Annotated in this window: 15 protein-coding genes and 1 tRNA gene; 4 read left to right on the top strand and 12 right to left on the bottom strand. The window is 40.5% G+C overall.

Features of this window, described 5'->3' with window-relative positions; all coding sequences use genetic code 11:
* Positions 1–28: 28 nt before the first annotated feature.
* From TZ92_RS00265 to pbp2a, 6 genes are all read right to left on the bottom strand, one after another.
* Positions 29–100 (bottom strand) — tRNA-Glu (locus TZ92_RS00265).
* Positions 101–164: 64 nt separating this feature from the next.
* Positions 165–638: a hypothetical protein gene (locus TZ92_RS00260; protein WP_033629262.1), complete on the bottom strand. Its 474-nt coding sequence runs from the start codon at positions 636–638 to the stop codon at positions 165–167.
* 119 nt (positions 639–757) lie between these two features.
* Positions 758–1294 (bottom strand): transcription termination/antitermination protein NusG, encoded by a 537-nt coding sequence (gene nusG, locus TZ92_RS00255; protein WP_000376728.1) that lies wholly within the window; start codon positions 1292–1294, stop codon positions 758–760.
* A 52-nt stretch (positions 1295–1346) separates the two neighbouring features.
* A complete protein-coding gene (secE, locus tag TZ92_RS00250) occupies positions 1347–1523 on the bottom strand; it encodes a preprotein translocase subunit SecE (protein ID WP_000505776.1) in 177 nt (58 codons plus the stop codon).
* A gap of 9 nt (positions 1524–1532) precedes the next feature.
* Positions 1533–1685 (bottom strand): 50S ribosomal protein L33, encoded by a 153-nt coding sequence (gene rpmG, locus TZ92_RS00245; protein ID WP_001809375.1) that lies wholly within the window; start codon positions 1683–1685, stop codon positions 1533–1535.
* A gap of 52 nt (positions 1686–1737) precedes the next feature.
* A complete protein-coding gene (gene pbp2a, locus TZ92_RS00240) occupies positions 1738–3933 on the bottom strand; it encodes a penicillin-binding protein PBP2A (protein WP_033629260.1) in 2196 nt (731 codons plus the stop codon).
* An 86-nt stretch (positions 3934–4019) separates the two neighbouring features.
* Between pbp2a and TZ92_RS00235 the strand changes: the two genes are divergently transcribed.
* Complete coding sequence (locus TZ92_RS00235; protein ID WP_080702621.1) at positions 4020–4895, top strand: RluA family pseudouridine synthase; 876 nt, start codon at positions 4020–4022, stop codon at positions 4893–4895.
* 78 nt (positions 4896–4973) lie between these two features.
* Here the strand turns inward: TZ92_RS00235 and gap are convergent, their stop codons facing one another.
* Together gap and TZ92_RS00225 are read right to left on the bottom strand one after the other, a co-directional pair.
* Positions 4974–5984 (bottom strand): type I glyceraldehyde-3-phosphate dehydrogenase, encoded by a 1011-nt coding sequence (gap, locus tag TZ92_RS00230; protein ID WP_033629255.1) that lies wholly within the window; start codon positions 5982–5984, stop codon positions 4974–4976.
* 222 nt (positions 5985–6206) lie between these two features.
* Positions 6207–6830: a cysteine hydrolase family protein gene (locus TZ92_RS00225; RefSeq protein WP_000483064.1), complete on the bottom strand. Its 624-nt coding sequence runs from the start codon at positions 6828–6830 to the stop codon at positions 6207–6209.
* A 254-nt stretch (positions 6831–7084) separates the two neighbouring features.
* Here TZ92_RS00225 and TZ92_RS00220 point away from each other — a divergent pair, with 254 nt between their 5' ends.
* From TZ92_RS00220 to TZ92_RS10280, 3 genes are all read left to right on the top strand, one after another.
* Positions 7085–7645, top strand: coding sequence for a TetR/AcrR family transcriptional regulator (locus tag TZ92_RS00220; protein ID WP_000111607.1), 561 nt, complete (start codon positions 7085–7087; stop codon positions 7643–7645).
* Positions 7646–7818: 173 nt separating this feature from the next.
* Positions 7819–8133: a hypothetical protein gene (locus TZ92_RS10285; protein WP_002880183.1), complete on the top strand. Its 315-nt coding sequence runs from the start codon at positions 7819–7821 to the stop codon at positions 8131–8133.
* A gap of 20 nt (positions 8134–8153) precedes the next feature.
* Positions 8154–8456, top strand: coding sequence for a hypothetical protein (locus tag TZ92_RS10280; RefSeq protein WP_258010506.1), 303 nt, complete (start codon positions 8154–8156; stop codon positions 8454–8456).
* A gap of 78 nt (positions 8457–8534) precedes the next feature.
* Here the strand turns inward: TZ92_RS10280 and adhE are convergent, their stop codons facing one another.
* From adhE to yajC, 4 genes are all read right to left on the bottom strand, one after another.
* Positions 8535–11186: a bifunctional acetaldehyde-CoA/alcohol dehydrogenase gene (gene adhE / locus TZ92_RS00205; RefSeq protein WP_000763996.1), complete on the bottom strand. Its 2652-nt coding sequence runs from the start codon at positions 11184–11186 to the stop codon at positions 8535–8537.
* A gap of 295 nt (positions 11187–11481) precedes the next feature.
* A complete protein-coding gene (locus tag TZ92_RS00200; RefSeq protein WP_033629253.1) occupies positions 11482–11895 on the bottom strand; it encodes an MORN repeat-containing protein in 414 nt (137 codons plus the stop codon).
* Positions 11882–12325 (bottom strand): low molecular weight protein-tyrosine-phosphatase, encoded by a 444-nt coding sequence (locus TZ92_RS00195; RefSeq protein WP_033629251.1) that lies wholly within the window; start codon positions 12323–12325, stop codon positions 11882–11884. Before TZ92_RS00195 ends, TZ92_RS00200 begins: the two co-directional genes overlap by 14 nt.
* 47 nt (positions 12326–12372) lie before the next feature.
* Positions 12373–12693, bottom strand: coding sequence for a preprotein translocase subunit YajC (yajC, locus tag TZ92_RS00190; RefSeq protein WP_025168800.1), 321 nt, complete (start codon positions 12691–12693; stop codon positions 12373–12375).
* Positions 12694–12701: the final 8 nt, after the last annotated feature.

The following is a 12701-nucleotide window of genomic DNA, read 5'->3' as shown; positions in this document are numbered from 1 at the left end:
TTCAAGTTTTTTTAACCGCAATACACCATAGTCCGTACGGGATTCGAACCCGTGTTACCGCCGTGAAAAGGCGGTGTCTTAACCCCTTGACCAACGGACCTTGAGCTTTTCAACTCTTTCTATTATACCTACTTTTTTACCTTTGTCAAGAACTTTTTTCATCTTTACCGAAATTCTGAAAAGATAGGGGAAAGTTCTCTCAGGAGAGCTTTACGTCCTCTAAAGACTTCCCCTCCCATGAGACGGTCTATTAATTCTTGTTTTTCCACACTCTGTTTTGATTTGTAATTCTTTAGAAGTTCGTGAAAGAGATAATAATCGTCCAGCCTGAGTCCTTTTTCTCCTAGACGATGGCTAATCTCACTCACCTCTTCATAGGGTTCTTTGTCAAAACGGCGCTTGTGACTTTCCTGTTTACGGATGTAATCTAGAATACGATTTCTAAATTTTGTTTTAAAGCAGACATATAGTTGATGGCGCTCGCCCTCTAGTAACTCTGGGTTGCGACTCACCAGCTCATACAGACATAACATGCCTTCCTGGTCCCAGTCCTCTTTCTCCCACAGATGCAAATGATAATCTTTGCGACACTTATGGACGATTCCCTTACTTTCTTCATATAAGTCTTTTAGATTCATAGACCTCTCCTTTCTGCATTTAGTTTAGCAAAATGCGCGAGCCCCTGGGTCTACTTCCTCTATTCTATACTTCTTTCTCCCTCAACGACACATAAAAGAGAGGCAAAGCCTCTCTGGGGTTATAATTCTGCAATTTGGTTGAGATTCACTTCTGCAATCGTATCATTACCAAACATAGAGATAATCATCTTCACTTTGTTGTTATCAATTTCAGTAATTTTCCCTGTGTAGTCTGCAAAAGCGCCATCAATGATGCGGACTGTCTGGCCAACTTCAACATCAATATCGAACTCTTGAACAGTTTGTCCCATTGAAACCAGAATATCACGGATTTCTTGTTCCAATAGTGGAGTTGGTTTTGATCTGTTACCGTGTGAGCCGACGAATCCTGTTACGTTAGGTGTGTTTCGAACGACGAACCATGCTTCATCGGTCATGACCATTTCTACAAGGACATAACCCGGAAAGCGATTCTCTTCAATTTCTTTTTTCTTTCCATTTTTCTCAACTTGCACAGTTTGTGTTGGAATCTCAACGCGTAGAATATTGTCCAACATGTTATAAGTTTGTGCACGTTGCAATAGATTTTCTTTTACCTTATTTTCATAGCCAGAATAAGTTTGTAGAACAAACCATCCCTTGTCAAAACTATCCATGATATTTCCTTTCATAATAGAAGAAAGCTAGCAGAAGTTCTCCGCTTTTCTTCTAAAAAATGTTAATAAATCGAATCAAACCTGAAACAATCAACTGGTCAAAAATATAAATGATGACCACAAAGAAGGCAGTGTATTCCATAATAGAGCGAAAATCTCTCCAGCTTTCTTTGCGAGTTGGCCAAGTTGTTTCTTTAAGAAGTTTAAAAATATCCTTAATAAAACCCATCGTTCTCTCCTATCTCGTTTCTCTATGTGTCGTATATTTTCCACAATGTTTACAAAATTTATTTACTTCTAGTCGTGTTGGCTTGGGGTTCCCACTGATTTTGATTGAGTAATTCCTTGAACCACAAACTGCACAAGCTAGGCTTGCTTTTTTTAGTGCCATAACGCCTCCATCTTATCTATTATAACAAGAAACCTGGGCTTTGACAAGCCTCTTAACGAAATAGATTAAGGATTGAGTCCCATATTGTCTGGGCTTTTTCTTTTATTTTAGCTTCTGAAATCGCACGCCCTGCTTCATCTACAAGATTTTGTGCACGACTACGAATATCTCCTATCGGGTCCTCAGACTGGTTTGTCTCATTTTCAGCAACCTGCTTTTTCGTATTTTCTGGTTCAATCCCATTTTGTTTATAAGCATTCTCAACTGTAAAAGTGCTACCTGGAGTGTAAGGCAAAATGGTATTAGCCATACTTCTAAAGACATGGGCTGCTCCATTTGAGGTCGAACCTGCTAGATAATGATTCTCATCTGTTGTTGGGAAGCCGAGCCAGTGGCTAATTACAACATCTGGAGTATAGCCGATCACCCACTGGTCACTGGTATATTCTGGGTTGAAAACAGCTTCAGTCGTACCTGTTTTACCAGCCATAACGTAATCCGCTGGTGACGAACTAATTCCTGTACCATTGGTAAATGTTCCTAGCATCATACTGGTCATCTTATCGGCTACCGACTTATCAATCACTCGTTTTTGGGAGTTTTTATGACTCTTGATGACCTGACCGCTGGCATTTTCAATACGAGTGATGAAATGCGCTTCAGGCATGAGACCTCCATTGGCAAAGGCTGCATAGGCTTGCGCCAGCTGGAGAGGATTCGTTTCCACACCTCCACCTAGGGCAACTCCGAGAACGCGGTCAACTTTCTCCATATTTAGACCAAATCTCTCTCCAGCGTCAAAAGCTTTGTCAATACCTAATTCATTTACAGTCGCAACTGCTGGTAGGTTAAGTGATTCCGCCAAGGCCTGATACATAGGTACTTCAGGAGAAGTCTTAATGCCCGCATAGTTGTCTACTTGATAACTGTTGTACTGCATCGTATGATTATCCAGTTGCTTGTTCAAGGCCCATCCCGCTTCTACAGCTGGAGTGTAAACGACCAAAGGCTTAATCGTCGATCCTGGGCTACGCTTAGACTGAGTGGCATAGTTAAAATTACGGAAACCTGGTTTGTCATCCCCAGCTACACGACCAACAACTCCACGCACTCCACCCGTTTTAGGCTCTAGAGCAACACTACCTGATTCGGCATGCGTTCCATCTTCTGCCGTTGGAAATAGCGCAGTGTTTTCGTAAATAACCTGCATGTTTGCTTGGTAGTTTTGGTCAAGCTCTGTGTAGATTCGATAGCCATTGTTGACAATCTCTTCTTCTGTGAGATTGTACTTGGAAACCGCTTCGTTGACAACTGCATCAAAATAGGACGGGTAACGATAATCTGAAACCTTACCTTCATACTTATCTTGCAGTTGAGAAGCCATATCTACTCCAGCCGCTTCGGTTTCTTGATTTTTATCAATATAGCCCGCTGCAACCATATTTTGCAAAACAGTATCCCTACGGTTGGTCGAAGTTTCAACAGAATTTAATGGATTATACAATTCTGGTCCCTTGAGCATCCCTGCTAGAGTGGCCGCCTGATCAAGCGTTAGTTGTGAAGCCGATACACCGAAATATTTCTTACTTGCATCTTCAACACCCCATACCCCATTCCCAAAGTAGGCGTTATTGAGGTACATAGTAAGGATTTGCTCCTTGCTGTATTTCTTGGTCAACTCTAAGGCAAGGAAAAACTCCTTGGCCTTCCGTTCAACGGTCTGGTCCTGGGAAAGATAGGCATTTTTCGCCAACTGTTGAGTGATGGTAGACCCCCCTCCAGAACGACCTGCTGTAAGGATGGCTAGAAAGAAACGACCGTAGTTAATCCCATCATTTTTATAAAAGGAACGGTCCTCTGTCGCGACGACAGCATTCTGCAAGTCTTTACTGATATCTGTCAGTTCAACATAGGTTCCCTTTTGACCTGATAGGGCTCCTGCCTCTTTTTCTTCGCGGTCAAAAATCAGAGTTCGCGTTTTCAGGGCATTTTGCAAGTCATTGACATTGGTAGACTTGGCTATCGCAAACAAGTAGGTTCCTACCAGTAAACCTGTACTTAACCCTAAAATGATGACGATTTTTGTCAGATGATAACGACGCCAAAATTTCCGAATTGGGCCTACTTGGGACAATTTTTTTCTATCGCTCTGTGAACGACGCATACTAGTCGAATCAGACTCCACTGATTCATTCGTTTCTTTTTTAAAGAGAGAAAGAAACTTCTCAAATAATTTATCTAATTTCATGCGTTTATTTTATCATCTTCACCATAGGAACTCAAGAATTTAGCTACTCCCTATCCAAATAGGGCTTTTTTTGTTACAATATCTGTATGCAATTCACATTTACATTACCCGAATCCTTGCCTCAAATGACGGTCAAACAATTTCTAGAGGAACAACTCCTCATCCCTAGAAAAATCCGCCATTTTTTGAGAATCAAGAAGAACATCTTAATGAACCACGAAGAAGTTCACTGGAACGAGATGGTCAAACCAGGGGATATTTGCCAATTGACTTTTGACGAGGAAGATTATCCCCCAAAGGAAATTTTTGGGGGCAAGCCAGACCTCGTTCAAGAAGTTTATCAAGATCAACATCTCATTGTTGTCAACAAACCCGAAGGCATGAAAACACACGGTAATCAACCAGATGAAATTGCCCTACTCAACCATGTCTCTGCCTACGTTGGCCAAACCTGTTATGTCGTTCATCGCCTGGATATGGAAACAAGCGGTTTAGTGCTTTTTGCTAAAAATCCTTTTATCTTACCCATTCTCAATCGTTTGTTGGAGAAAAAGGAAATCGCTCGTGAGTACTGGGCACTTATAGAAGGGCAAGTAGGGAGTAAAGAACTTATCTTCCGAGATAAAATCGGTCGCGATCGTCATGATCGCCGAAAACGAGTGGTGGACGCCAAAAGTGGGCAATATGCTGAAACTCAGGTAAGCCGATTAAAACAATTTCCTAATAAGACTTCTCTTGTTCGTTGCAAGCTAAAGACAGGTCGAACCCATCAAATCCGTGTTCATCTCTCTCATCATAAGCACCCTATCCTGGGCGACCCTCTCTATTATAGTAAATCAAAGACAAGCCGGCTTATGCTCCACGCCTTTCGACTTTCCTTTACCCATCCGCTTACTTTAGAGAAATTAAGCTTCACTGCTCTTTCTGATACATTTGAGAGAGAATTAAAAAAGAATGGATGACCGCTAAATCATCCATTTTGTTTTATCTAAAAATAGAAAAAGCAAGACCTATTAGTCTTGCTTTTATCAACTCATGAATTATTTAGCGATTTTTGCAAAGTATTCAAGAGTACGTACAAGTTGTGCAGTGTATGACATTTCGTTGTCGTACCATGATACAACTTTAACCAATTGTTTGCCGTCAACGTCAAGAACTTTAGTTTGAGTTGCGTCAAACAATGAACCGTAAGACATACCTAGGATATCTGAAGATACGATTGGATCTTCAGTGTATCCGTATGATTCGTTTGAAGCTGCTTTCATAGCTGCGTTCACTTCGTCAACAGTAACGCTCTTTTCAAGAACTGCTACCAACTCAGTTACAGAACCTGCTGGAACAGGAACACGTTGAGCAGCTCCGTCCAATTTACCGTTCAATTCTGGGATTACAAGACCGATAGCTTTTGCAGCACCAGTTGAGTTAGGAACGATGTTTACAGCACCAGCGCGAGCACGGCGAAGGTCACCACCACGGTGTGGTCCGTCAAGGATCATTTGGTCACCAGTGTAAGCGTGGATAGTAGTCATCAATCCTTCTACAACACCGAAGTTGTCTTGAAGAGCTTTAGCCATTGGAGCCAAGCAGTTTGTAGTACACGAAGCACCTGAGATAACTGTTTCAGTACCGTCAAGAACGTCGTGGTTAGTGTTAAATACAACTGTTTTAACATCGTTTCCACCAGGAGCAGTGATAACAACTTTTTTAGCTCCTCCAGCGTGCAAGTGTTTTTCAGCCGCTGCTTTCTTAGCAAAGAAACCAGTTGCTTCAAGAACGATTTCTACACCGTCAGTAGCCCAGTCGATTTGTTCTGGATCACGTTCAGCAGAAACTTTAACGAATTTACCGTTAACTTCAAATCCACCTTCTTTAACTTCTACAGTACCGTCGAAACGACCTTGAGTTGTGTCGTATTTCAACAAGTGTGCAAGCATAACTGGATCTGTAAGGTCGTTGATGCGAGTAACTTCAACACCTTCTACGTTTTGGATACGGCGGAAAGCAAGACGACCGATACGTCCGAAACCGTTAATACCAACTTTAACTACCATTAGTGATTTCCTCCTTATGAAAATCATGAAAATTTTATTGTGAAAAGAGTAACTTGAATCACTACAAATCACCTTTCAACAAACCTATTATATAACTATTTAAGTTGAATTGCAAGTATGGGCATTGTTTTTTGTCTATATCTCGCTTATTTCCCTTTCTCCTTTGAAAGCCTATACCGCTGTCTTTCTTTGTCTACATAGTCATTTGCAACTTTCCTTTTTCTAAAGTTGAGCGATAACTTCCTCAGTTGTCAAAACTTGGTTGGCAATGTAGCCATAGTTTGTCAGGGCAGCTTGGTAGGCTTCTTCACCTGGAGCACCGACAGCATCGTTAACAACAATGACATTGTAACCTAATTCTATGAGTTCACGCATGTGTGAATCCACGCAGAGATTAGCATTCATACCAGCCAAGATGACGGTGTCGATACCATTTTTGCGGAGTTGAAGGTTAAGATCGTTGCTTTCTGGGCCAAAGATTTTATGTCCGTTGACAACAATAGTATCTTCATCCAAAAATGGTTTAATCTCTTCAATCATATCTGCTCCAGAGCCTTCTGGAATTGCTGAATACTGGCTATCACGCCAAAACATTTCGTTTTCAATCATCATCGTTTCACCAGCAGCTTTAAATTGCCACTTGTGATCGTGTGGATAGAAGTAGTGCGGTGAGATAAAACGCTTGTAGCCACGCTCTTGAGCAAGAGCGAAAAGCTTTGTCAGATTTTCAATAGTATTAACTTTTTCAAGAACGTCTTTAGTTGCTCCGAATCCTTTACCAGGATGTTTTAGGAATTCAACTTGTGGGTCTGTGATAACAAATGCGACATTTTTCTGATTGAACATGAGGTTCCTCCTAATATGATTTGATTAACAGCCAATAGGAATTTAGACTGTTAGTTTGATGATTTTCCAAATGGTAGTTTTAGTTATATACTGACCATTCGGTACAATTATAATAACATCTAAAATTGAATTTGTAAATTAATTTGCTCAGAACAAAAAATTTTAATGATAAAACAGTGGCAAAAGGAGGTGGTTTCAATTGTTTGGTCTCAGACTCTGAATCTGCTATAATAGGAAAAAAGAGAGGTGAGTAGATGAGCGTTAAAGAGCGTATTTTACAAAGTGCTGAGGAATTGATTTATCAGAAGGGTTATGTGGCCACCTCCATCAGTGACATCATGGAGGCAGCTGATGTTGGCAAGGGACAGCTTTATTATTATTTCAAATCTAAGAAGGAAATTGGTTTGACGGTCATTCAAGATATTTTAGCAAATTGGCGAAAAGAGCTTTTTGAAGATATTTTTGAAGCAGACAAGTCTGACAGTGACAAGTTTTCGGATATGATTGACTGGGTTTGTCAATTTCATGAAAGTCAGACGGTCTTTTATGGTTGCCCAATTGGTAATCTGATTGTGGAATTGTCCACAGAAGATGAGAACTTCCGCTGTCCTCTCAATGATTTTATGACCCAATGGACAGAGAAGTTAGCCAGCCTCTTGCAAGACCTGCATGCTGACTGGTCAGAAGAGCGGGCGCAGTTGCAGGCCCGTCAAGTCATCTCCAGTATTCAAGGCAGCATTGTCATTCTCAAAGTCAGCCAAGACATCCAAGTTTTAGAAAATAATATGACGGATTTGAAAAAGAATTATTGTTAATTTTTAGCCGAAGAATTAAAAGTATGTTAATTTATAGATTGTGGTTAAGAGGTAAGAATGACAACAGATATTAAAACTGAAATTGGTCATAGAGTAAGACAGGAACGTGAACGTCACAAATTGATGAGAGAAGAGGTCTGTGGACAGAAGCTGACTTAATAATCAAACAGCTGATGCGTACTGAGCTTGGGCAATCCTTGCCAACAATTACTAAGTTACAATATTTATCTAAGCGATTAGAAGTTCCGATAGATACTTTTCTTGAAAATAAAGAACTAGCTCTTCCTGAGGAAGAGTTGCTGAGTCTAGACTTGATTGAAAGAATATTAGACTTGATAAGAACAGGGACAGGTAGTTTCGCTGAAGATATTTTTGATGATTATTTTAAGCAAGTAACACTAAAGCAAGTTTACACATTCAATGATTTACTATTAATTGATTATTTTGCTATGCAATGTCAAGACTTGATTTATAGAAGAGAGCATTAGATGATTTTCGGATTAAGTTGTTGAAACAGCAATTAGTTAGTGATGAAATGTATAATGTAGAGCTACTATCAGTTCTTTGTGCCATAGCGGGTGTTTATGTTGTTCATAATGACTATAAGCATATGATATCTCTAGTAAAAAAGATGAATGAAATTTTATCAGTAACAATGTTGCAAGTCTATAAACCTGGAATTTCAGTATTTGAAGCTAAGTGCTATCTTTATTTTGAAAATGATAAAAATAAAGCAAAGGAACTTTATCACTCAGCAACTATACTAGCTGAACAATTTGATGATAAAGTATTTGATAAAAAACGAAAATAGAAAACTTAAAACTATTCTCAATACTCCAGTTTCACAAAAAAGAGACAGGATAACTCCTGTCTCTAGGCTGATAAACGATTATTTGCGACGTCCTGGACGTTCTGCATAGCCATAGTAAGCATCTGCCATGATTTCTTCCATGTCAGCTACCATTGGCAAGCGAGGGTTAGCAGGTGAACATTGGTCTTCATAAGCAAGCAAGGCAATTTCATGCAAGCTGTCTTTCCAAGCTTTTTCATCGATTCCAAAGCCTTTGAAGTTCATTGTGATTCCAACTGCTTCACCAAGATCGTAAACTGCTTTAGCATACGCTTCAACCGCTTCTTCTGGAGTTGAGTGAGGCAATCCAAGCATTCTAGCAATATCTTGGAATTTTTCGTCAGCTTTCCAGTAGTTATACTTAGGCCATGTAGTCGTCTTAGATGGGCGAGTACCATTGTAACGGATAACGTATGGAAGCAAGATTGCGTTTGTACGTCCGTGAACAGTATGGTGAACCGCACCGATCTTGTGGGCCATTGAGTGGCTCATACCAAGGAAGGCATTGGCAAAGGCCATACCAGCCATTGTAGATGCATTGTGCATTTTTTCGCGAGCTTCTGGATCAGCTGTCTTAACAGATTTTTCCAACCATTCAAAGACAAGTTTGATTGTTTGAAGGGCGATACCGTCTGTGTAGTCGTTAGCAAAGTTTGAAGTGTAGGCTTCAGTCGCGTGAGTCAAGACGTCCATACCTGTGTCCGCAGCGATGAAGTCTGGAACTGACTCAACCAAAGCAGGGTCAACAATCGCAATAGTTGGTGTCAATGAGTAGTCAGCCAATGGGTATTTACGATTGTTTTTCTTATCAGAGATAACGGCAAATGGTGTTACTTCTGAACCTGTACCTGAAGTTGTTGGAATACCAATGTATTTCGCTTTTTTACCAAGTGATGGGAAGCGGAAGGCCCGTTTACGGATATCCATGAATTTTTGAACCAAGTCACGGAAGTCGATTTGTGGTTGTTCGTAGAAGAGCCACATTACTTTCGCTGCATCCATTGGAGAACCACCACCAAGAGCGATGATTGTGTCTGGTTCAAATGCTCTCATTACTTCAGTACCACGTTCTACAGTTGTGATATCTGGGTCTGGTTCAACGTCTGAGAAGACTTGGACAGTTACACGGTTGCTGCGTTTGTTCAATTGGTCAATAATGCGTTGAACAAAACCAAGTTTTTCGATCGATTTGTCTGTAACAATCATAACGCGTTCAATATCTTCACATGTTTGAAGGTATTGGATAGAATTGCGTTCGAAGTAAATTTTTGAAGGAACTTTAAACCACTGCATATTATTTCTACGTTTCCCTACTTTCTTGATGTTTAGAAGGTTGATCGCACTCACGTTATCACCGACTGAGTTGTGTCCATATGAACCACATCCAAGTGTCAATGATGGAATGAAGGCATTGTATACGTCACCGATACCACCGAAAGTAGATGGAGAGTTCCAGATAATACGCATAGCTTTGATTTCTGTACCAAAGCGTTTAGCAAGAGCTTCGTCTTTTGTATGGATGGCTGCTGAGTGACCAAGTCCGTTAAACTCAACCATTTGACGAGCTTTTTTAAGACCGTCTTCTGTATCTTCAGCTTTTAGGACAGCGATAACTGGTGACAATTTTTCACGAGTCAATGGTTCTTTTGGTCCTACTTCTGCACATTCTGCAGCCAAGATGTTTGTTCCTTCTGGAACGCTAAATCCTGCTTGTTCAGCAATCCATGCTGCTGGTTTACCAACGATGTTTGCATTTAGTTTAGCACCTGCACAGTTTTTGCTGTTAGCTTTCACACCGAAACAGAATTCTTCAAGAAGGGCTTTTTCTTTTTTGTTTACAAAGTAAGTGTGATATGATTTGAATTCTTCTACAAATTCGTCATATACTTCTTTATCAATGATAACCGCTTGTTCTGATGCACAGACCATCCCATTATCAAATGATTTAGACATAACGATGTCATGAGCAGCTTGACGAAGGTCAGCAGATTTTTCTACATAGGCAGGAACGTTTCCGGCACCTACCCCAAGAGCTGGTTTTCCACATGAGTATGCAGCTTTAACCATGGCATTCCCACCAGTTGCGAGGATAGTCGCAACACCTTCGTGGTTCATAAGCGCTCCAGTTGCTTCCATAGATGGCTTTGTAATCCATTGCACACAGTTCTCAGGAGCACCAGCTGCAATCGCTGCATCGCGAACGATTTGTGCTGCGTGAGCTGATGATTCTTGAGCAGATGGGTGGAAGGCAAAAACGATTGGGTTACGTGTTTTCAAAGCAATGAGTGATTTGAAAATCGCTGTTGAAGTTGGGTTTGTTGTCGGAGTGACACCACAGATTACCCCTACAGGCTCCGCAATCTTTGTCAAACCTGTAATTGGATCATCTTCAATAACTCCAACTGTTTTAACTCCACGCATATTGTTCACTACGTGTTCGCAGGCAAATAGGTTTTTTGTCGCCTTGTCTTCAAATACTCCACGACCAGTTTCTTCAACTGCGTGTTGTGCAAGGATACCGTGTGCGTCAAGTGCTGCAACCGAAGCTTTTGCCACGATATAGTCAACTTGCTCTTGGTTCAACTTGCGCATTTCATCAAGCGCAACCAAGGCTTTTTTCACGAGACCATCGACATGCTTTTCAGCAGCAAGTTGTTTTTCCTCTGGTGTTACTGTTTTTTTATCAGCCATATTATCCTCCATAGCCTTTAAGGATGTTATCCTTTGTTAATTTTTTCACAAGTTTATTATAACTCTTTTTTTATGCTTTGTAAACAGTTTCATAAGTATTTCACAAAGAATTTTTCCGAGATTGTGATTTTTTTCTCAATATAGCTACGCAATAGAGTTTTGTCTGGACGATTGTGAAATTATGGAGAAAATTTTTTTATTTCACAAAGTTTTTCTAGTTAATAGTTATTTATCGAATTCAAGCGTGGAAAGCGCTTTCTCCCTGATTTTGAAAAATAGTCTCCTAACTTGGAGACTACTGTTTTTGCTGAAAAACGCCTTGTTTAAAGGTTCCTTCATAAACAACTTCTTGCTCTGTTGTCAACTTCCCTTGACCTTCAGCCTGGCCATTTACAAAATCACCCTCGTATTTCCAGCCATCTTTTGATTGGAAAGTCCCTTTTCCATTAAAGGCTCCATTATTGAAATCACCTGTATATTGGTCTCCATTTTCAAAGGTCAGGGTTCCTTGACCATTCATTTTCCCTCGTACCAAGGTGCCATCATAAACAAGAGCTCCACCATCAAGTTTCAGGACACCCTTTTTAGGCGTATTTAGCAGAAATACCGAAAGAGCACAGAGTGCCATTACAACTACTGCAACGAGCTCTAACCTAGGACGAGTCAGGTAAACTCTACACTTCTCATAAAATTGTTTAAGCTTTTCCATTGTCACTCTCATTTTCTAATCGATCTAGCCAGCTTTGACATCCACTTGTGATACGAGTATAGGTTTCCTCAAAATCTCCTGTATACCAAGGATCTGGGACACTTTCAGATGCAAAAGAGTAAATTTTGTACTGTAGTTCCTGAGGACACATGTGACGCAGATCTGAAAGGTTTGAAGCATCCATACCGATAATGTAATCAAACGATTCAAAGTCTTCTCTGCCAATCTGAAGCGATGTTTTATCTTTGTCATACGGGATCTGATATTGCTGGAAAATTCCTTGCGTTCCCTTATGAATCGGATTGCCATGTTCCCATGATGACGTTGCACGACTCTCGACTTGGTAAGCGCTCGTCATGGACTTCATCACAAACTCTGCCATGGGACTTCGGCAAATATTTCCTAAGCAAACAAATACTATTTTTTTCATCCCTTTTCCTCTTGTCTCATAGAAAAACGGGAGTGACAGGTCCCGTTTTATTCTTCGATTGCTCCGCCTTCGTCAACAACTGTTCCTTCTGGTGTCACAGCTTCTTTGAGTGGCAAAACGGTCTTGATCGCAGCCAATTCAAAGGTCAAATAAACCCCATCTACATCCAGTACGATTGTACCTTTCTCAGTATCTACTTCATCCACTGTTCCGTAAAGTCCACCAATTGTAATGACTTCATAGCCTTTTTGAAGCTTGTTCAAGCTTTCCATACGCTTTTGTGCTTGTTTCTTTTGAGAACGTTGCATAAAGAACATCAAGGCAAACATACCTACAAGCATGATCAAAAATGTTAAATTTGGACTAATATTTTCCA

Origin of the sequence: Streptococcus oralis subsp. oralis (genome assembly GCF_000960035.1) — a bacterium.
Classification (GTDB): Bacteria; Bacillota; Bacilli; order Lactobacillales; family Streptococcaceae; genus Streptococcus; species Streptococcus oralis_G.
Note: the sequence above shows the minus strand (reverse complement) of the source record. Positions and strands in the feature narration are given on the sequence as shown.